This is a genomic window from Halopseudomonas phragmitis, assembly GCF_002056295.1.
GTDB classification, from domain to species: domain Bacteria; phylum Pseudomonadota; class Gammaproteobacteria; order Pseudomonadales; family Pseudomonadaceae; genus Halopseudomonas; species Halopseudomonas phragmitis.
Window position 1 is genome coordinate 1,786,073 of sequence record NZ_CP020100.1, and the last position, 20,639, is coordinate 1,806,711.

The following is a 20,639-nucleotide window of genomic DNA, read 5'->3' on the forward strand; positions in this document are numbered from 1 at the left end:
TGGTCCGGCTGCTTAGCGGCTCGCCAGCCAGGCTTTCCAGCCACCAAACTCGGTAATGTCGGTGGCGCCTTCCAGGCCGTAGGGGTCGCAGATAAAGCCGGTTTCCCAGCGCCCATCAGCCAATTGCACTTTGCCCAGCCCCAGCGGCGCCGGAATACCGGTAAGGAAAGAGCCCAGTTCGCGGCTCGGCAATTCCCAGACTTCGACCTGAATCGCCTGACCTCCTTCGGCCACCCGCAGCATGCCCGGGCGCATCGGTGGGCCGCCGGCCAGGGCATAGAGCTTGTAATCGGCAGAGCTTGCAGTAGCCTCCAGCAACCGGCCGCCGCGTTGACGCAATTGCCAGTTCAGCGGCAGGCCATCCAGGTGCGCGCCGCAGACTACTACCCGGGCCATGTCGTTGCGGGCTGGTGTGGCCGGCAGGCTGCTGCTCAGCGGTTGCTCGCCGACCAGCGGCAATCCGCTGTGTTGCTGTAGCGCGGCGCCCAGGCTGAGCAGGTACTGATCGGTGAAGGCGCGACCGAACAGGGTGACGCCCCACGGCAGGCCGTTGGCCATGAAGCCGCTCGGCACGGCAACGGCAGCGTAATCGAGCAGGTTCATGAAGTTGGTGTAATAGCCCAGGTCGCTGTTGCGCGCGACCGGCTCGGCCTCCAGTTCGGCCAGGGTCACCGGGCGTGGGATGGTCGGGGTCAGGACACAATCCATATCAGCCAGCAACTGATCGCAGAGGGTCTTGTAGCCCTGCAGCCGGTACTGGTATTCGAAGGCATCCTGGGCGCTGAACTGTGGCGCCTTGTCCAGCACCGCACGAATCACTGGCAGTACCGCTTCGGGATCGCGCTCGATCAGCTCGCCGGCGACGCTGTAGCGTTCGGCGACCCAGGGCCCCTCGTAAAGTAGTTTGGCGGCCTGCATAAAGGGATCAAGATCGATTTCCACCGGCGTACCGCCGATGGCCTTGAGCTGCTCGATAGCGGCAGCGAATAACCCGGGGCTTTCCGGGCACCCAAGAAATTCAGGTGTTTTTGGTACCCCGAAGCGGAATGGGCGTGGGCTGCCGAAGGCGTCAGCGGCATTCCACAGCGGGTTGGCCCGGCTGTAATCGTCGCTGGGGTCGCGCTTGGCGGTCAGGGCCAGCAGTTTCGAGCACTCGGCTGCACTGGCGGCGAAATAGGTGATGCAGTCCAGCGTTCGACAGGCCGGTACCAGACCGCTGGCCGACAACAGGCCCCGGGTTTGCTTGAGTCCGACCAGATTGTTCAGCGCCGCCGGCACCCGGCCGGAACCGGCGGTATCGGTGCCCAGGGCAAAACTGCACAGACCCAGGGCCACGCTCAGGGCTGAACCTGAACTAGAACCACCCGATGGGTATTGCGGATGGGTGGCATTGTGGCAGGCGCCGTAGGGCGAGCGAGTGCCGTTCAACCCGGTAGCGAACTGGTCGAGATTGGTCTTGCCCAACGGCACGGCACCCAGCTCGATCAGTTGCTGTACCAGGGTTGCCGAGCAATTCGGAGTATAGGAAAAAGCCGGACAGGCAGCAGTGGTTGGAATGCCGGCCAGGTCAATGTTGTCCTTTATGGCGAACGGCACGCCGAACAGCGGCAATTGCTCCGGGCTCTTGCCATCCAGCGCAGCCAGATAGGGCTCCAGTTCGGTCTCGCTGAGCAGGTGGATGAACAGCGGATTATCGCTGTTGAGCGTGGCGGCGCGTTGGCGCAGTTCAACAAGCAGTTGGCGAGGGGTGAATGCGCCTTCCTTGTAGGCGGCCTGCAGTGCGTCGAGACGCAGATCGTGGTCAAAGCGTGTCATGCGGCGTGTTCCTCCAGAACGATCACCCGCTGTCCGGCACGTACCGGAGAGCCTGGTTGGACATGGACTGATGCGACCACCCCGGCACAGGGGGCGGTCAGGGGGATTTCCATTTTCATGGATTCGAGTACCACCAGCACGTCGCCGGCCTGGACTTGGGCACCTGGGGTGACCTGAACCTGCCAGAGATTGCCGGCGATGTGACTGTCGATGCTGTACTGACCGGCTTCGAGCGGCTGCTCCTCAGTGGGTTCACCTGCGAGTTCTTCGCTCTGATAGTCGGCCTGGCCGTTGGTGATCCAGCGCTGGCGCTCGGCATCGAAGGCGGCCTGCTGGCGACTGCGAGCGGCAGCGATACTGTCGGCCTCGGTCGCGAGAAACTGCTGGTAGTCGGCCAGTGCCAGCTCGCTGTGTTCGATATGCAGCGGATAGCGCCCGAGTGGAAAGTCGCGGCGAATCTGTTGCAGTTCGTCAGCCGATACCGGATAGAAGCGGATCTGATCAAAGAACCGCAGCAGCCAGGGCTTGCCATCGTAGGCGGCAACCTCGCGGTAGCGGTTCCACATCTGCAGGGTACGCCCGACGAACTGGTAGCCACCGGGGCCTTCCATGCCGTAGATGCACATGTAGGCGCCACCGATACCCACCGAGTTTTCCGCCGTCCAGGTGCGTGCCGGGTTGTACTTGGTGGTCACCAGGCGGTGGCGGGGGTCGAGTGGGGTGGCCACCGGGGCGCCGAGATAAACGTCGCCCAGACCCATGACCAGGTAGCTGGCGTCAAACACGGTGCGCTGAACGGCCGTCAGATCCGGCAGATCGTTGATCCGGCGGATGAACTCCAGGTTGCTCGGGCACCAGGGGGCATCCTTGCGCACGGTGGTCATGTACTTTTCGATCGCCAACTGGCAGGCCGGGTCATCCCAGGACAGGGGCAGGTGCACTACCCGTGAAGGAACGCGCAGGTCTTCGGCACTGCAGACGGCTTGCCAGAGACGCTCGACGGTGGCGAGCAAGTGATCAAGGGCGAGGGTTTCCGGCTGGTAGTGTACTTGCAGAGAACGGATACCCGGGGTCAGATCGATCACACCGGCCAGTTGCTCGGCCTCCATCGCCTGCATCAAGGCATGGCCGCGGAAGCGCAGTACCAGATCCAGTTCCGGCGGGCCGATCTCCAGCAACAGATGGGTATCGCCGGACAGCCGTGCGACCAGCCGGGTATCGGCTTTGCCCATGTCCAGTATGATCGGTGATGCCAGCGCAACGCCTTCGCTTTGGCTCGGGCAGCAGGGCTGTAGGGTGTTGATTTCGTCCTGCTGTAAGCGGGCCAGTTCCCGTGCGGTAGCGAGGTTGACCGGGGTGAAGCGGATCTTGTCGCCGGCCTTGAGCTGGCCGAGTTGCCACAGGTCCGCCTCGATAATGGTTACCGGGCACACAAAGCCACCCAGACTGGGACCGTCCGGGCCAAGAATCACCGGCATGTCGCCGGTAAAGTCAACGGCGCCGACGGCGTAGGGGTTGTCATGGATGTTTGATGGATGCAGGCCCGCCTCGCCGCCATCCTCGCGCGCCCATTCCGGTTTTGGCCCGATCAGGCGCACCCCGGTGCGGCTGGAGTTGAAATGCACCTCCCACTCGGTGGTAAAGAAGCGTTCGATGTAATCGGCGGTGAAATACTCGGGTGCGCCATGCGGACCATAGATCACTCGCAGTTCGCGGACCTCGGCCAGCGACGTGTGTAGGGCGGCTGGCAGGCTGGCTGGTGTGGCTGGTGCCAGCGGCAGCAGCCGCAGCACATCGCCTGCGCGCAGCGCCCGGCCGGCATGACCACCAAACTGACCGAGGGTGAAGGTGCTCTTGCTGCCGAGGTAATCCGGTACCTGAAGCCCTCCCTGAACCGCCAGATAGCTGCGCGCACCGGCACCTTCGATGGTTCCCAGGCTGAGGGTGCTGCCAGCGGGTATATCGAGCACCTGATTCATGGGTTGGGTCGCCCCGTCCAGCTTCACCGGCAGGCTGGCGCCACTGACGACCACCTGGGTGGCGCTGTTGAAGCTCAGGGTCGGGCCGCTCATGGTGATTTCCAGGCCGGCGGCGTCGGTGGCGTTGCCCAACAGGCGGTTGGCCAGCGCCAGCGCCCGACTGTCCATGGGCCCGGAGGGCGGTACGCCGACTGCCCAGTAGCCGAGTCGGCCGGGCAAGTCCTGTACGGTGGTTTGGGTGCCAGGAATCAGCACTTCACAGGTTGTGGCCTGATAGGTCAGGTTTTCCAGGCAGCGGGTCCAGGGCTCTCCACTGGCAAAGGGGGCGTCATTGAGAATCTGGCGCAAATAGCCCAAGTTGGTTTCCACCCCGTAGAGCCGGGTCTCGGCCAGCAGTTGATCCAGAGCGGCACTGGCCGTTGCACGGTCGGGCTGCCAGCAGATCAGTTTGGCGATCATCGGATCGAAGTAGGGGGCAATTTCACAGCCGGCTTCCACCCAGGTATCGATGCGCACCGCTTGCCCGTCAGCCGGCGGAAACTCGACCTGGGTCAGCAGACCCGGGCTGGGTTGGAAGTCGCGCCCCGGGTCTTCAGCATACAGCCGCGCCTGGATGGCATGGCCACGTGGTTGCAGGGTCTTGCCCAGCTCGGCCAGCGGCGGCAGATCGCCTGCTGCCAGGCGGACCATCCATTCAACGATATCGACCCCCCAGACCTGCTCGGTGACGCCGTGCTCGACCTGCAGGCGGGTATTGACTTCAAGGAAGTAGAACTGCTCGGCGGCGCTGTCATAGACAAACTCGACGGTGCCGGCACTGCGGTATTTGATCGCACTGGCCAGCTGGATCGCGGCCTGACAGAGTGCATCGGCCATGCCGGCGGGCAGGTTGGGTGCCGGGGTTTCCTCGAGTACCTTCTGGTTGCGCCGCTGCACCGAGCAATCGCGCACGCCCAGCGCCAGGACCTCGCCCTGGCCATCGCCAAACACCTGGACTTCCAGGTGTCGTGCGCGCTGGATGTACTTCTCGATAAACACCCCGGCATCACTGAAGTTGTTCTGTCCGAGGCGTTTCACCGCATCGAAGGCGTCGCCCAGTTCGGCGGCATTGTGACAGACGCGCATGCCGATGCCGCCACCGCCGGCGGTACTTTTCAGCATCACCGGGTAACCCACCTGATCGGCCGCGCACAAGGCATCGGCCAGGCTGTCCAGCAGCTCGGTGCCCTCAAGCATGGGCACGCCATGGGCCTTGGCCAGGGCGCGGGCGGTGTGCTTGAGGCCAAACACTCGCAGTTGTTCCGGCGTTGGCCCGACAAAGGCTATGCCGGCGGCTTCACAGGCTTCGGCAAAGGCGGCGTTTTCCGACAAAAAGCCGTAGCCCGGATGGATCGCCTGGGCACCGCTGGCACGGGCGGCGGCGAGGATCTTGTCGACATCCAGGTAGGTGGCACTGGCCGCGCCCTCACCTAGGGCAATAGCCTGATCGGCCTGTTGTACATGCAGGCTGCCGGCATCGGCCTCGGCATACACGGCGACACCCTGCACCTCGAGGGTTCTCAAGGTACGCAGGATGCGGCAGGCAATGGCGCCACGGTTGGCAATCAGCAGGGTGTTGAACATGGTCTTTCCTCGATCGGGTCGTCCCGGAAAGCACGTCTGGTCCAGACGGGTCGTCCCGGCTGGGTGATCTTGTCATGGGCTATGGTTTGCCTGACCGTGTCATTGCGAGGAGCGCAGCGACGTGGCAATCCATGCAGGTTGGGGAAGTCGCTAGGCATAAGCCAGTTCAATCCCATACCAGGTACTGCGCCGGGGTTGGGTTGTAGCCGTTGCACGGGTTGTTCAGCTGCGGGCAGTTGGAGATCAGAACGATGATGTCCATGTGGGCGACCAGTTCGACATACTTGCCGGCGGCTGAGATGCCGTCTTCAAAGGTCAGGCCGCCCTCCGGGGTGACCGGAACGTTCATGAAGAAGTTGATGTTGTGGCTGATGTCAGCCTTGCGCAGCCGACCATCATGCAGCGCGGCGCGCAGGAAATTGTCGCGGCAGCTGTGCATGTAGCGAGTGCTCAGGGCATAGCGCACGGTATTGCTTTCCTGCGCGCAGGCGCCGCCCAGGGTGTCATGCCGGCCGCAGGTGTCGGCGGTGATGGTCAGCATGGGGTGGCCCAGGTTGCTGTACAGCACACTGCCGGTGGTCAGGTAAACGCTGTTCTGCTTGCGCAGGGTGCGTTGCACGTCGTAACGCTCACGCGGGTTGCGGGCGCTGAAAAACAGCGTGTCCACCGCCTGATTGCCTTCCAGGTCCAGCAGGCGCAGGGTCTGGCCGGCCTTGAGGTCATGCAGGAAGGGTTCACCTGCGCCGATGGTAGCGCGGTACACGGCCTGTTCGGGCTGCTTGTCACTGTGGGTCAATGGCATGTTCGGCCCTCCTTACAGAAAGATGCGGTCGGTGTTGTGCAGTCCGCGCACGTTTTCTTCGCGGGTGCGGCGACACAGCACGGTGACGCCGTCATCGGCCGCCTGGTGCCAGCTCAACTGCACGGGTTTCGGAGCGTATACGGGGTTCGGGTCCATGGGGTGCTGCAGGGCGGTGAGCACCACCAGGGTATCCATCGGCGCATACAGTTCGATGTAATCGCCGCTCTGGCTGTTGCCGGCTTCAAAGGCAAAACGGCCTTCGGTATCCACGCTGACCTTGCTGAACAGGTTGAGGGTCATCAGCAGGTCCTGCAGTTGCATATCCCACTTGCCCAGTTCCACCAGCAGGTTGTCGAAGCCGTTGCGGAAAAAGCTGTTGCGCAGCTGTTGGTAGCTGCCGGCACCGTACTTTTCTGTGACTTCCTCGGCATTCAGCACGCCACCAAAGCTGTCGTGCCAGCCGCAGGTATCGCTGACGATGGCCGCCAGTACCTTGCCCATGTCCGAATACAGGCAGTGGCCAGCGGTAAGTTTGGCGGTGTGCTGGCATTTCAGGCTGTCCGGCAGGTTGAGGCGTTCGCTTTTCTCCTGGGCGTTGAACAGCAACAGACTGACATTGGCGTCGCCCTCAAGGTCGGTGATACGCAGCAGCTGGCCACGCTTGAGTACGAATGAGGTATGGCCGCCGCCGGGGACGGTTTCCTGGTACAGGGTTGGGCGAAGGGGGGCAGGCAGAGTCATGCTCAGGCTCCTTGCAATTGTGGGGCAGTAAGGTCGCGGGTCAGGCGTTCGGGCAGTGCCGCGACGGCGGCCCGGGCCACCTTGCGGTCGGTGTTGAGCGGAATGTCGTAGGTGATCCGGGCGCCGTAGGCACCGGGCGCCTGTGGATCGATCCGGGTCTTGTCGAACACCAGCAGGCGGGTGCCAAGACTGAAGCCCTCGGCCAGATCGTGGGTGACCATGAATACGGTCAGCCCGGTCTGCTGCCAGAGTTCCAGCAGCAGCGCGTGCATGTCCTTGCGGATGCCTGGGTCGAGGGCGCCGAACGGCTCATCCAGCAGCAGGATGCGCGGCGCCTTGACCAGTGCCTGGGCAATCGCCAGACGCTGTTGCATGCCACCGGACAGGGCGTGCGGGTATTTGTTCAGTGCCTGGCCCAGACCAACTTTTTCCAGCATGGCCATCGCCTGCTCGCGGGCTTCGCGGCGGGCTTGGCCGAACAGCCGGCCGAGCAGTCGTGAGCCTTGCAGCTCGAGCCCGAGCATGACGTTGCCGAGTACCGTCAGGTGCGGAAATACCGAATAGCGCTGGAATACCACACCGCGCTCTGGCCCTGGCTCGCTGGCCAGGGGTTGGCCGTCGATCAGCAACTGGCCGCGGCTCGGTGTCTCCTGCCCCAGCAATAGGCGCAAGAAGGTCGATTTGCCGCAACCGGAGGCGCCGACCATGGTGATGAATTCGCCGTTGGCCACCTCCATGTTGAGGTTCTCCAGGACCACCTGGTCAGCGTACTGCTGCCAGACGCCCTTGATCGAAATGGCGCTCATATCAGTGGCCTCCTTTGGGTTCGAACCAGGGGAACAGCAGGCGGCAGGCACCTTTGAGCAGGCGGTCCATGCAGAAAGCCAGTAGGGTTATCCAGGCTACGTAGGGCAGGATCACGTCCATCGCCAGGTAGCGGCGGACCAGGAATATGCGGTATCCCAGGCCCTCGGTCGAAGCGATCGCCTCGGCGGCGATCAGAAACAGCCAGGCTGGGCCCAGTGCCAGACACAGGCCCTGCAGCAAACGCGGCAGCAGTTGCGGCAAAACTACCCGGATCAGCACCTGCCAGCTGTTGGCGCCCAGGGTTTGGGCCTTGATCAGCAGTTCGGCAGGAATCTCCGCGACTCGCTGCTGCAGATCGCGAATCAATACCGGGGTAATACCGATGACGATCAGCATTACCTTCGATAGCTCACCCAGGCCCATGACAATGAACAGGATCGGCAGTATCGCCAGCGGTGGGATCATCGATATCACCGTAACCAGTGGTGACAGCGGCGTGCGTAGCAGCGGAATCAGCATCGCCAGGCCCAGCACCAGGCTGATCGCTGCGCTGATGGCAAGGCCGCTACCCAGGCGTTTGAGGCTGGCGGCGCTGTCGTCCCACCACAGGTAGGCGCCACTGCGCCGGTCTTCCGTGAAGGCCATGCGTTCGACCGCCTCGCTCATCTGGCTGAAACTGGGCAGTAGCTTGTCATTTGGGTTTTCGGCCAGACGTGCCTGTGAGCTGAACAGGTACAGCAACAACAGGATGGCAAACGGGAGCAGGATCAGCCCAAGGCGCAGGGGGCGACCGGGGTGCCGGTTCATCAAGCGGGGCATGGCAAGTCTCCATTGGTTACACGGGCCGAGATCTCAGCAGTCTGAGCGTCTCCCGGGCTTTTATCCCGCCGTGTAACCTCCGGAGGAGGTCGACAACTCTCGGACCAGTCACCTTCTGCGAAGGTCGGAACCCTAGTCGTCCATTTGCGTTGAGTTGTAGTAGGTCATGATGCGACCGGCAACACGCAAGGGGTCAGTCAGACCCGGATCTCGGATGCTGCTGAGGCTAATGCAGGGGGCGTGCCAGAATGGGTCGACCAGCTTGTATACAAGATGTGCGCTGCGGTTGATGAGGCGATTGCGGGTTTGTGCGGGGTAATATGTGCTCGTTTATGGTGCGCGCCGTGTGCCGGCTGGCGTATTTTGGGGCGGCTGGCGCTTGAATATCACGTCAAGCTTGCCGCTATGGGGCAAACAAGGCTAACCTTGCAGCCAAGAGTTGGCCGGACAGTCGCTGTGCCGCAAGGCATGGAGGAAAGTCCGGGCTCCATAGGGCAGAGTGCCAGGTAACGCCTGGGAGGCGCGAGCCTACGGAAAGTGCAGCAGAGAGCAGACCGCCGATGGCCCTGCAAGGGGATCAGGTAAGGGTGAAAGGGTGCGGTAAGAGCGCACCGCACGACTGGTAACAGTTCGTGGCACGGTAAACCCCACTCGGAGCAAGACCAAATAGGAACCCGATGGTGTGGCCCGCACTGGGTTCGGGTAGGTTGCTACAGGCAGTCAGTGATGGCTGTCGCAGAGGAATGGCTGTCCTCGACAGAACCCGGCTTATAGGCCAACTCTTTATTTTCTTCCTTTTGTCGGAATCCCAATTTTCAGAGCAAAAAAATATAACTCCTCATACTTTACTTTAAGTTGTGAGGAGAACGCTTTGTTGTGTTTGTTATTTGTAATTTGCTTTTCAGCTGATTTCTGGAAAAACACCCCTCTTTTTGCGCTAACTCCCCGTCCTGCAAGGCTTTTTTCGTGAGTTACTCACTTGACGCTGTGTGCGTGGCATTTCTATAGTGTGCCAAAGTGGTATGAAGTGGGTAAAAGTGGGAAATATTGGCACGGACAGCCACCTAATCAGGGGAAGCCAGCAGCGTGTTTCGAGGAGCGAATGCCATCAATCTGGACGCCAAGGGGCGGCTTGCGATGCCGGCGCGTTATCGCGACCGTCTCGTGGAGCTGTGCGCCGGCCAGTTGGTGGCAACCATTGCGCTGGAAGAACGCTGCCTGTGGATCTATCCGTTGCCGGAGTGGGAAGCAGTTGAAATGCAACTGAAGAAAGCTCCGAATCTCAACCCTGCGGTCAAGCGGCTCAATCGTCTGCTGATCGGTAATGCCAATGAAATCGAGCTCGACAGCAATGGCCGCTTCGTTGTGCCGCCGTTGCTGCGTGATCACGCCGGCCTGGACAAGAAAGTCATGCTGGTCGGCCAATTGAATAAATTCGAGCTCTGGAGTGAAGAGGCCTGGGAGGCCACCACCAGCGCCTATCTGGAAGAAGTGCAGGAAGTTGGCGAGCTGCCGGCTGAACTGCACTCCTTGAGTCTATGACCCGGCAAACCGATTACTCACACATCAGCGTATTGCTTGATGAAGCGCTTGAGGGCCTGGCGGTGCGTCCCGACGGACTCTATGTGGATGGCACCTTTGGGCGCGGGGGGCACAGCCGGGCGATTCTGGCCCGACTCTCACGAGAGGGCAGGCTGATCGGCTTTGACAAGGACCCGGAGGCGATCCGGGCCGGAACAGAGCTGGCGGCCGAAGACGGCCGCTTTGTCGTTGTAAAAAGGTCATTTGCCGAGCTGGCCGAAGAGCTGCGCGCGCGCTCTCTGGATGGCCAGGTTAACGGTATTCTGCTGGATCTGGGGGTGTCCTCGCCGCAACTGGACGACCCCGCCCGTGGCTTCAGTTTTCTCAATGATGGCCCGCTGGACATGCGTATGGACCCGGATAGTGGCCAAAGCGCAGCCGACTGGGTCAATAGCGCCAGCGAATCCGACATTGCCACCGTGCTCAAGGAATACGGTGAAGAACGCTTCTCCCGGCGCATGGCTCGCGCGATTGTTGAGCGTCGGGCCCAGACCCCGTTCACCCGCACGGCTGATCTGGCCGAGGTGATCAAGCAGGCCAATCCAGCCTGGGAAAAGCACAAGCATCCGGCCACTCGGGCTTTCCAGGGTATTCGCATCTTCATCAACCGTGAGCTGGCCGATCTTGAGCAGGGCCTCAAGGCTGCGGTCGAGATGCTTGCGCCTGGTGGTCGGCTGGCGGTGATCAGCTTCCACTCGCTGGAAGATCGGCTGGTCAAACAGTTCATGCGCCGCGAGGCCAAGGGTGAGCCGTTGCCGCGTGATCTGCCGGTGCGCGATGTCGATATTCCCACCCGGTTGAAACTGCAAGGCAAAGCTATTAAGCCCAGTGCCGCTGAAGTAGCCGCCAATCCCCGTGCGCGCAGTGCGGTACTGCGTATTGCGGAGCGGCGTTGATGGACGCTAAAGCGACTATGGGCAAATTGCCAGGCAGCGGTCTGCCGCGTACCAGTGGCGGTTTGCTACTGTGCTGGGCGCTGGTGCTGGCCAGTGCTCTGGCGGTGGCCTACAGCACGCATTGGAGTAGGGTGCTGCTCAATGAACTGGCCGGTGAAATGGCTGGCCGGGAAAAAGCCCAGGCCGAATGGGGGCGCCTGCTGCTGGAGCAGAGCACCTGGACTGCGCATGGCCGGGTGGAAACCCTGGCGACCCGACAACTGGGCATGCGCGTACCTGAACCTGGCGAAGTGATTCTGGTGAAACCATGATGCACATTCAGCCCAATGGCAGTCGCTACCCCTGGCGCTTCAGACTGGTGATCGGTCTGCTGGGCCTGTGCTGCGCGGCCATTGTCTGGCAGATCGTGCATTTGCATGTGCTTGATGATGGTTTTCTGCGTAATCAGGGCGACAAGCGCAGCGTGCGTCATACCGTTATTCCTGCTCACCGCGGGATGATTACCGATCGGCATGGCGAACCGCTGGCGGTCAGTACCCCGGTGCTGACCCTGTGGGCCAACCCCCGCCAACTGGTCGGTCATGAAGCTCGCTGGCCAGAGCTGGCCAAGGCACTGGGCACCGATGCCAAGACCTTCGCTGAGCGCTTGCGGGCCAACGCTGAGCGCGAGTTCATCTATTTGCGGCGGCACATGACCCCGGAGGATGGTGAAGCTGTGCTGGCGCTCAAGGTGCCGGGTGTTTACAGCACCGAAGAGTACCGGCGCTTTTATCCGGCTGGTGATGTGGCGGCACATATTCTTGGCTTCACCAATGTTGATGACATTGGTCAGGAGGGGCTGGAGCTGTCCTACAACGACTGGCTGCAGGGCGTGCCGGGTCGGCGTCAGGTGTTGCAGGATCGACGTGGGCGGCTGATCAAGGATGTCCAGGTTGTGCGCAACGCGCGCCCGGGCAACGACCTGAAACTGTCGATTGATCTGCGGCTGCAATATATTGCTCACCGGGAGCTGCGCGAGGCGCTCAACCAGTTCAATGCCAAAGCCGGCTCGGTAGTGCTGATTGACGTGCGCACCGGGGAAATTCTGGCGATGGTCAATCAGCCTAGCTACAACCCCAACAACCGCAGCAACTTGCGCCCGGAAATGATGCGCAACCGGGCGTTGATCGATGTGTTCGAACCAGGTTCGCCGATCAAGAGTTTTACCGTTGCCGCTGGTCTAATGTCGGGTAACTACCAACCCAATACAGTGATGGACACCCGGCCGGGCACCATGCGGGTGGCCACCATGACGGTGCGTGATGTGCGCAACTACGGTGTGCTGGACCTGACTGGCGTGATGATGAAATCGAGCAATATCGGGGTGGTCAAGATTGCCCTGGATATTGGCGCCGAACCTATTTACGAACTGCTTCAACAACTGGGGCTGGGTGAGTCGACCGGACTTGGTTTTCCGGGTGAAAGCGTCGGTCGGATGCCCAGTCATCGACGCTGGCCGCAGGTGGAGACCGCCACCCTGTCTTACGGCTACGGGCTGGCGGTGACTGCGACCCAATTGGCTCAGACCTATGCAGTGCTGGGTAACCACGGACGCAAGGTGCCGCTATCGCTGCTCAAGGTCGACCAGCCACCGCAGGGCGAACAGGTGATTCCGCAGGCAGTCAGTGACCAGGTGCTGGTGATGTTGCGCGCAGCAGTTGATGGCGATGGCGGTACTGGTTCCCGGGCCCGGGTGCCTGGTTATCAGGTGGGTGGCAAGACCGGTACCGTACACAAGACATTGCCTGGTGGTGGCTACGCCCGTGACCGTTATCGCTCGGTGTTTGCCGGTGTGGCGCCGATCAGCAATCCGCGTTATGCCGCTGTGGTAGTGATCGATGAGCCGGGCAGTGGGCAGTATTACGGTGGTTTGGTCGCCGCTCCAGTATTTGGTCAGGTCATGGCGGACGCTCTGCGTCTGACCAATGTGCCGCCGGACGATCTGCCGGCGCTGCAACAGGTTGAACTGCCCCCGATTGACGGAGGCTCACGCGGATGAAAACACTGCGCCAACTGCTGCCGAACTGGAACGGAGCCGATGCCGAGATTCACAGCCTGACACTGGACAGCCGGGCAGTTGTGCCCGGCTGCCTGTTCCTGGCCGTGCCTGGGCAGCGCCATGATGGCCGCGACTACATCGCTCGGGCGCTCGAAGCTGGTGCAGCCGCCATCGTTTACGAGGCACAGGGGGCTCAGGTGTCAAGCGCTGCGGTACCGCTGGTGCCGGTCGAAGGCCTGGTGGCTCAACTGTCGGCGATTGCCGGACGTTTCTACGATCAACCGTCAGCGCAGCTGGGGGTGATCGGTGTGACCGGAACCAATGGCAAGACCAGCGTCAGCCAGATGCTGGCTCAGGTTTTGACCAGTCTGGGGCAGCCTTGCGGGATTATCGGTACCCTGGGCAGTGGCATGCCGGGTGAGTTGAACGATCACGGGATGACCACTCCGGATGCGCTGCGAGTGCAGCAGCAATTGGCGGGCTTGCGTGATCAGGGCGCCCGTTGGGTCAGTATGGAAGTGTCATCCCATGCCCTGGATCAGGGCCGGGTAGCGGCGCTGGACTTCGATGTGGCGGTGTTCACCAATCTTAGCCGTGATCACCTGGACTACCACGGCGATATGGATAGCTATGGCGCGGCCAAGGCCCGCTTGTTCCAGCGTCCGTTGGGCCATGCGGTGATCAATCTGGATGATCCGTTCGGACGCCAGTTGCTACCGCTGTGCAGTTGCCCGGTCATCACTTACAGCCTGCACGATCCGGTAGCCAGTCTGTACTGCACCGATATTCGTTATAACAGTCAGGGTATCCAGGCCTGTTTGCACGCAGAGGGTCAACGCTTGAGCCTGACCAGCCCGCTGCTGGGGGATTTCAACCTGAGCAATTTGCTCGCTGTCATCGCAGCGTTGATGGCCGCTGGTATCGAACTGCCCCAGGCCCTGACTGCGGTTGCCGCAGTGCAGGCTCCGGCCGGGAGGATGCAGCGTCTGGGGGGCGAGGCGTTGCCGCTGGTGGTGATCGATTATGCGCATACACCCGACGCACTGGAAAAGGCTCTGGCGGCCCTGCGCGCGCATACCCGCGGGCGGCTGACCTGTGTGTTTGGCTGCGGTGGTGATCGCGACAATGGCAAACGCCCGCTGATGGCACGGGCTGCTGAATTGGGCGCCGATGCGCTGGTGATCACCGACGATAATCCTCGCACTGAGCCCTCGGCGGTGATCATCGAGCAGATCCTGAGCGGGATTGAACATACCGGTAACGTGGCAGTCATAGCCAACCGGGCTGAGGCGATCAGCCAAACCATTCAACAGGCCCGGGCTGGTGATGTGATTTTGCTGGCTGGTAAAGGCCATGAAACTTATCAGGAGATTGACGGCGTGCGTCATCCTTTCAGTGATATCGAACAGGCCGAAGCCGCCTTGCAGGCATGGGAGGCGCGTCATGCTTGAAGCGCTGCGTTTGTCGGAACTGGTCAAACCGCTGGCGGCCAGCCTCAAGGGCGAGGATGTCAGCTTTGACAGCGTCAGCATTGACTCGCGCCAGGTTCAGGCTGGCGGCCTGTTTGTCGCATTACCCGGCAGCCGGGTAGATGGCCACGACTTCATCGCTCAGGCCCGTCTGCACGGTGCCGTAGCGGCGCTGGTCGAGCATCTGGTTGATGACCCGTTGCCGCAACTGCTGGTGCATGACTGCCAACTGGCCTTGGGGCAGCTGGCTGCCCTGTCGCGCCAGGCGTTTAAGGGGCGGATGGTGGCGATCACCGGCTCCAGTGGCAAGACCACGGTCAAGGAAATGCTGGCCTCGATTCTGCGCGAGCAGGGTAGTGTTCTGGCCACTCAGGGCAATCTCAACAACGAGCTCGGCGTGCCGCTGACCCTGTTGGCGTTGCAGCCGGAACACCAGTTTGCGGTGATCGAGATGGGAGCCGCCAAGGTTGGTGACATCGCCTACAGCATGGGGATCGCCAAACCCGATATCAGCATCCTGACCAATGCCGGCATGGCTCACGTCGGGCGTTTTGGCAGTCCGGAAAACATCGCCAAGGCCAAGGGCGAGATCATCACCGCGCTCAAGAGTGATGGCCATGTGGTGCTGAATCTGGACAGCCCCTGGTTTGAGCAGTGGTACCAAAGCCTTGGCAAGCGCAAGTCGCATGCATTCAGCCTGGAAAATCCGACTGCTGAGTTGCGTGGCGAGTCGGTCGAGATCGATGAGCGTGGTTGCCCGGGCTTCCTGCTGGTGACCCCCAAGGGCTCGATCACCGTGCAGCTCAACCTGCTGGGCCGGCACAACATCGCCAACGCCCTGGCCGCGACCGGTGCAGCGCTGGCGCTGGGCCTTGAGCTGGAACAGATTCGCCGTGGCCTGGCCCGGCTGCAACCTGTGGCCGGGCGGGCCCAGGGTAAGCCCGGCCATGCCGGTGCGCTGGTCATTGACGACAGCTATAACGCCAACCCGAGTTCGGTCAAGGCCGCCATCGACCTGCTGGCCGGGTTCGACGGTCAGCGCATTCTGGTGTTGGGTGATATGGGTGAGCTGGGTGACTGGGAGGCTGCCGGTCACCGTGAGGTGGGTGAGCATGCCCGCCAGCAGGGGCTGGATGCCCTGTACGCCGTTGGCCGCCTGTCGGCCCTGGCGGTTGAGGCCTTTGGCGAGGGCGGACGACTGTTCGCCAGCAAGACCGAGTTGATCAATGCACTGCGCCCGCAATTGCAGGCGCAGACCCGGGTATTGGTCAAGGGATCGCGTAGTGCCGGCATGGAAGAGGTGGTTGCCGGTCTGGTGGACACAACTAATAACGAAAACAAGGCCCACTGACAATGTTGCTGCTACTGGCTCAATACCTCCAACAGTTCCACACCGGCTTCGGTGTATTCCAGTACCTGACCCTGCGCGGGATTCTCGGGGTACTGACGGCGCTGGCCATTGCACTGTTCCTCGGGCCCTGGATGATCCGTACCCTGCAGGTGCGGCAGATCGGTCAGGCGGTACGCAATGACGGCCCGCAGTCGCATCTGTCCAAGAAAGGCACTCCGACCATGGGTGGGGCGCTGATCCTGGTGGCGATCGCCATCAGCACACTGCTCTGGGCCGACCTGTCCAATCTGTATGTCTGGGTCGTACTCGGGGTGACAATCAGTTTCGGGGCGATTGGCTGGGTCGATGACTACCGCAAGGTGATCGAGAAGAACTCGCGTGGTTTGCCGTCGCGCTGGAAGTACTTCTGGCAGTCGGTGTTCGGTTTGATTGCGGCGATTGTCCTTTACGTATCGGCCAAGACCCCGGTCGAAACCACCCTGATCGTGCCGTTCTTCAAGCAACTGGAATTCCAGCTCGGCATCCTGTTCGTGGTGCTGACCTATTTCGTCATCGTCGGCTCCAGCAATGCAGTGAACCTGACCGACGGCCTTGATGGTCTGGCGATCATGCCGACCGTGATGGTCGGGGCGGCACTGGGCATTTTCGCCTACCTGTCGGGCAACATCCGCTTTGCCGAATACCTGTTGATCCCCTATGTGCCGGGTTCGGGGGAACTGATCATCTTCTGTGGCGCGCTGATCGGTGCCGGCCTGGGCTTTCTCTGGTTCAACACTTACCCGGCCCAAGTGTTCATGGGGGATGTCGGTGCCCTGTCGCTGGGCGCGGCACTGGGGGTGATTGCGGTAATCGTTCGCCAGGAAATCGTGCTGTTCATCATGGGCGGGATTTTCGTGGTTGAGACCCTGTCGGTGATCATTCAGGTCGCGTCCTTCAAGTTGACCGGCCGGCGAGTGTTCCGTATGGCGCCGATTCATCACCATTTCGAATTGAAAGGCTGGCCCGAGCCTCGGGTCATTGTGCGCTTCTGGATCATCACCGTGGTACTGGTGCTGATCGGACTGGCAACCCTGAAACTGCGTTGAGGATGGCAAGGTGGCACTGATTACCACGGACAAGCAGCGGATCATCGTCGGGCTCGGTAGCACCGGGCTGTCGGTTGCCCGTTATCTGGTCGGCCGTGGTCTGCCCTTTGCCGTGTGCGATACCCGCAGCAACCCGCCGGGTCTTGATCAGCTCAAGCGTTTTGCACCGATGGCCGATGTCTATCTGGGTGAACTGGACGAGCAACTGCTGTGCGCTGCCGGTGAGTTGGTGGTCAGTCCTGGTATCGCCATCGCCACGCCGGCGATTGCTGCTGCCAAGGCTGCCGGGGTCTCGGTGGTAGGGGATATCGAGCTGTTTGCCCGCGAGCTGATTGCGCGTGAGGCCAGGCCGCAACTGGTGGCCATCACCGGTTCCAACGCCAAGAGCACGGTGACCACCCTGGTGGCCGAGATGGCAGCCGACGCTGGCCGGCAGGTGGCGGTGGGTGGCAATCTGGGCACCCCGGCACTGGATCTGCTCGACCAGCAGGCCGAACTGTACGTACTGGAGTTGTCCAGCTTCCAACTGGAAACCACCGAGCGGCTGAATGCCGAAGTCGCTACCGTACTCAACATCAGTGAAGACCACATGGACCGCTATAGCGGTTTGGCAGCCTATCATCTGGCCAAGCACCGGATTTTCCGCGGTGCTCGTCAGGTGGTGTTCAACCGGGACGACGCGCTGTCGCGGCCGCTGGTGGCCGACCAGTTGCCGTGCCTGAGTTTTGGCCTGTCGCGCCCGGATTTCAAGGGTTTTGGCCTGACCGAGAAGGACGGTGAGGCCTGGCTGGCCTTCGAGTTTGCGGCGCTAATGCCGGTGCGCGAACTGAAAATCCGTGGCGCCCATAACCAGGCCAATGCTCTGGCGGCTTTGGCGCTGGGGCATGCGGTGGGCTTGCCGCTCGACAGCATGCTGACCACTCTGCGCCGGTTTGCCGGTCTGCCGCATCGTTGCCAATGGGTAGGCCAGCATCAGGGCGTGGATTACTACGACGACTCCAAGGCCACCAATGTTGGTGCCGCGCTGGCCGCGATTGAAGGCTTTGCTGCCGATCTGGCTGGCAAGCAGGTGCTGATTGCCGGCGGCGATGGTAAGGGCGCGGATTTTGCGCCGCTGCGCCAGCCAGTGGCGCGCCACTGCCGGGCAGTGGTGTTGCTGGGCCGCGATGCAGCGTTGCTGGAGCAGACGCTGGCGGGTAGTGTGCCACTGCTGCGCGTCGACACGCTGGAGCAGGCAGTGAACTGTGCGGCCGCCCAGGCCCAGCCCGGCGATGTGGTGCTGCTGTCGCCGGCCTGCGCCAGTCTCGACATGTTCCGCAATTTTGAAGAGCGCGGTCGACTGTTTGCCGAAGCGGTTGCGAGGCTGCCGGCATGAACGCGCTGAACCGGATTCCGACCCTGACCCAGTTCGTTGAGCCGCTCGCCGGTGCACGCCGCTTCGACCTGGATCTGCCGCTGCTGGCGGCGGCGTTGGCGCTGCTCGGGCTGGGTCTGGTGATGGTCAGCTCGGCGTCCATGGAAGTGGCGGCCGGGCAATTAGGCAATCCCTTCTATTACATGGTCCGCCAACTGATCTATCTGGGGATCGGCCTGGGGGCGATGGCCACCGCACTGTCGATTCCGCTGAAACTCTGGGAGCAGTTCCGCTTTCCGCTGCTGTTTCTGGGGATTGCTCTGCTGATCGCGGTACTGATTCCGGGGATTGGGCGTGAGGTCAATGGTAGCTGGCGCTGGATCGCGGTCGGGCCGATCAATATTCAGCCCTCGGAGCTGGCCAAGCTGTTTGCCGTGGTGTTTCTGGCTGGTTATCTGGTGCATCGCCAGGATGAAGTCAAGGAGCGCTGGTTTGGCTTTATCAAACCGTTCATGGTGCTGTTCCCGATGGCCTGGCTGCTGATCATTGAGCCTGACTTTGGCGCCACCGTGGTGTTGATGGGCGCGGCGGTGGGCATGCTGTTCCTCGGTGGGGTGGGGCTGTTCCGCTTCATCCTGCTGTTCGGCTCGTTGGCTGGGGCCGCCGGCCTGCTGATTTTGTTCGAGCCCTATCGCCTGCAGCGTCTGACCGGTTTTCTCAACCCCTGGGATGACCCGTTCGGCAGTGGTTATCAGTTGACTCAGGCCCTGATCGCCTTTGGCCGTGGTGAGTGGCTGGGCGTCGGGCTGGGTAACAGCATCCAGAAGCAGTTCTATCTGCCCGAGGCGCATACCGACTTCGTGTTCGCTGTACTGGCCGAGGAGATGGGGCTGATCGGTGCGCTGGCAGCCTTTGCCCTGTTGATCTTCGTTGCCGTACGCAGCCTGTACCTGGGGCTGTGGGCCGAGCGCGACGGGCAGTTGTTTTCAGCCTATCTGGCCTATGGGATTGCGTTGATGTGGTGTGGTCAGATCCTGATCAACGTCGGTGTGAATGTTGGCCTGCTGCCGACCAAAGGTTTGACCCTGCCATTCCTCAGTTATGGCGGTAGTTCGTTGGTAGTGTGCTGCATCAGTCTGGGCATCCTGTTGCGCATTGATTGGGAGCGTCGACAAGCGCTACGGGAGGTAAGCAATGAGCAATAAGGTATTGGTGATGGCAGGCGGCACCGGCGGTCATGTGTTCCCGGCGCTGGCTTGCGCGCGAATGCTGCGCGATCAGGGCTTCGAAGTGCACTGGTTGGGTACCCGGCGGGGCATCGAGGCTGAGCTGGTGCCCGATGCCGGGTTCCCGATCCACTATATCGACATTCAGGGTGTGCGCGGCAAGGGTAAGCTGGATCTGCTCAAGGCACCGGTGCGGATTCTGCGTGCGTTGCTGCAGTCGCTGAAGCTACTGGACCGGCTCAAGCCGATCTGCGTGCTTGGTGCCGGTGGCTATGTCACCGGTCCTGGTGGATTGGCTGCCCGGATCAAGCGGATTCCGCTGGTTATCCATGAGCAAAATGCAGTGGTCGGCACCGCCAACCGGTTGCTGGCGCGCTGGGCTGATCGCTGCTGTGAGGGTTTCCCGGGCAGCTTCGTTAATCCGGCCAAACGCCTGAGTACTGGCAACCCTGTGCGTGAAGATATTTTCCAGACCCCGGAACTGAGCTGGGACGGCAGCCGCCGGCCACGCCTGTTGATTCTGGGTGGCAGTCTGGGCGCTGCGCCGCTGAACCGTCTGCTGCCGCTGGGGCTGGCGCTGGTCGATCATGACAAGCGCCCGGAAATCGTTCATCAGTGCGGCAAACAGCATGTCGAGGATACCCGCGAGGCTTATCAGATGGCCGGTGTGGCGGCGATTGTGGAGCCGTTCATTGCTGATATGGCTGGCGCCTATGAGTGGGCCGATCTGGTGGTGTGCCGGGCCGGCGCGCTGACTGTCTGCGAACTGGCGGCCGCTGGCCGGCCGTCGCTGCTGGTGCCACTGCCGCATGCCATTGATGACCATCAGAGCGCCAATGCCCGGTTCCTGGCTGATCGCGGAGCCGCAGAACTGCTGCCGCAAGCCAGTCTGACCCCGGAGCTACTGGCGCAGCGGCTGAATTTTCTTTTCTCGCAACCGGAGAAACTGCAACAGATGGCAGAACTTGCTCGTAAACAGGCGACCCCGAACGCTACGGCGGATGTGGTGCGCGCCTGCCTGGAGGTGGCCCGTGAGTCCTAAGGCGACCTTCA

16 protein-coding genes, 1 other RNA gene and 1 riboswitch are annotated in these 20,639 nt (G+C 61.8%); of the genes, 11 read left to right on the plus strand and 6 right to left on the minus strand.

Annotated features, from left to right (window positions below):
* Positions 1-12 precede the first annotated feature (12 nt).
* From atzF to BVH74_RS08260, 6 genes are all read right to left on the minus strand, one after another.
* Positions 13-1,815: an allophanate hydrolase gene (gene atzF, locus BVH74_RS08235; RefSeq protein WP_080049590.1), complete on the minus strand. Its 1,803-nt coding sequence runs from the start codon at positions 1,813-1,815 to the stop codon at positions 13-15.
* On the minus strand, positions 1,812-5,417 hold the full coding sequence (uca, locus tag BVH74_RS08240) for an urea carboxylase (RefSeq protein ID WP_080049591.1): 3,606 nt from the start codon (positions 5,415-5,417) through the stop codon (positions 1,812-1,814). The genes atzF and uca overlap by 4 nt, the downstream gene beginning before the upstream one ends.
* Before the next feature lie 166 nt (positions 5,418-5,583).
* Complete coding sequence (locus BVH74_RS08245) at positions 5,584-6,219, minus strand: urea amidolyase associated protein UAAP2 (RefSeq protein WP_080049592.1); 636 nt, start codon at positions 6,217-6,219, stop codon at positions 5,584-5,586.
* A 12-nt stretch (positions 6,220-6,231) separates the two neighbouring features.
* A complete protein-coding gene (locus BVH74_RS08250) occupies positions 6,232-6,960 on the minus strand; it encodes an urea amidolyase associated protein UAAP1 (RefSeq protein ID WP_080049593.1) in 729 nt (242 codons plus the stop codon).
* A gap of 2 nt (positions 6,961-6,962) precedes the next feature.
* On the minus strand, positions 6,963-7,766 hold the full coding sequence (locus BVH74_RS08255; protein WP_080049594.1) for an ABC transporter ATP-binding protein: 804 nt from the start codon (positions 7,764-7,766) through the stop codon (positions 6,963-6,965).
* 1 nt (position 7,767) lies between these two features.
* Entirely contained in the window at positions 7,768-8,586 is an 819-nt protein-coding gene (locus tag BVH74_RS08260) for an ABC transporter permease (protein WP_080049595.1), read from the minus strand.
* Between the two features lie 47 nt (positions 8,587-8,633).
* Positions 8,634-8,733, minus strand: a riboswitch (guanidine-I (ykkC/yxkD leader).
* Between the two features lie 288 nt (positions 8,734-9,021).
* Here BVH74_RS08260 and rnpB point away from each other — a divergent pair.
* From rnpB to murG, 11 genes are all read left to right on the plus strand, one after another.
* Positions 9,022-9,373, plus strand: an RNA gene (gene rnpB / locus BVH74_RS08265) — RNase P RNA component class A.
* 299 nt (positions 9,374-9,672) lie between these two features.
* Positions 9,673-10,128: a division/cell wall cluster transcriptional repressor MraZ gene (gene mraZ / locus BVH74_RS08270; protein WP_080049596.1), complete on the plus strand. Its 456-nt coding sequence runs from the start codon at positions 9,673-9,675 to the stop codon at positions 10,126-10,128.
* Complete coding sequence (rsmH, locus tag BVH74_RS08275; protein WP_080049597.1) at positions 10,125-11,063, plus strand: 16S rRNA (cytosine(1402)-N(4))-methyltransferase RsmH; 939 nt, start codon at positions 10,125-10,127, stop codon at positions 11,061-11,063. The genes mraZ and rsmH overlap by 4 nt, the downstream gene beginning before the upstream one ends.
* A 17-nt stretch (positions 11,064-11,080) precedes the next feature.
* Positions 11,081-11,374, plus strand: a complete 294-nt coding sequence (gene ftsL, locus BVH74_RS08280; protein WP_080049598.1) for a cell division protein FtsL — start codon at positions 11,081-11,083, stop codon at positions 11,372-11,374.
* Positions 11,371-13,101 carry a peptidoglycan D,D-transpeptidase FtsI family protein gene (locus BVH74_RS08285; protein WP_373279485.1) on the plus strand — a complete coding sequence of 577 codons (1,731 nt, stop codon included), beginning with the start codon at positions 11,371-11,373 and terminating at the stop codon, positions 13,099-13,101. Before ftsL ends, BVH74_RS08285 begins: the two co-directional genes overlap by 4 nt.
* A complete protein-coding gene (locus BVH74_RS08290) occupies positions 13,098-14,552 on the plus strand; it encodes a UDP-N-acetylmuramoyl-L-alanyl-D-glutamate--2,6-diaminopimelate ligase (protein WP_080049599.1) in 1,455 nt (484 codons plus the stop codon). The genes BVH74_RS08285 and BVH74_RS08290 overlap by 4 nt, the downstream gene beginning before the upstream one ends.
* A complete protein-coding gene (locus tag BVH74_RS08295; protein ID WP_080049600.1) occupies positions 14,545-15,921 on the plus strand; it encodes a UDP-N-acetylmuramoyl-tripeptide--D-alanyl-D-alanine ligase in 1,377 nt (458 codons plus the stop codon). The genes BVH74_RS08290 and BVH74_RS08295 overlap by 8 nt, the downstream gene beginning before the upstream one ends.
* Before the next feature lie 2 nt (positions 15,922-15,923).
* The gene (mraY, locus tag BVH74_RS08300; protein WP_080049601.1) at positions 15,924-17,006 is read left to right on the plus strand and encodes a phospho-N-acetylmuramoyl-pentapeptide-transferase; all 1,083 of its coding nucleotides are present in this window, start codon (positions 15,924-15,926) and stop codon (positions 17,004-17,006) included.
* Between the two features lie 10 nt (positions 17,007-17,016).
* Complete coding sequence (gene murD / locus BVH74_RS08305; protein WP_080049602.1) at positions 17,017-18,381, plus strand: UDP-N-acetylmuramoyl-L-alanine--D-glutamate ligase; 1,365 nt, start codon at positions 17,017-17,019, stop codon at positions 18,379-18,381.
* Positions 18,378-19,565, plus strand: coding sequence for a putative lipid II flippase FtsW (ftsW, locus tag BVH74_RS08310; protein WP_080049603.1), 1,188 nt, complete (start codon positions 18,378-18,380; stop codon positions 19,563-19,565). The genes murD and ftsW overlap by 4 nt, the downstream gene beginning before the upstream one ends.
* A complete protein-coding gene (gene murG, locus BVH74_RS08315; protein ID WP_080049604.1) occupies positions 19,555-20,628 on the plus strand; it encodes an undecaprenyldiphospho-muramoylpentapeptide beta-N-acetylglucosaminyltransferase in 1,074 nt (357 codons plus the stop codon). The genes ftsW and murG overlap by 11 nt, the downstream gene beginning before the upstream one ends.
* The last annotated feature ends 11 nt before the right edge of the window (positions 20,629-20,639 follow it).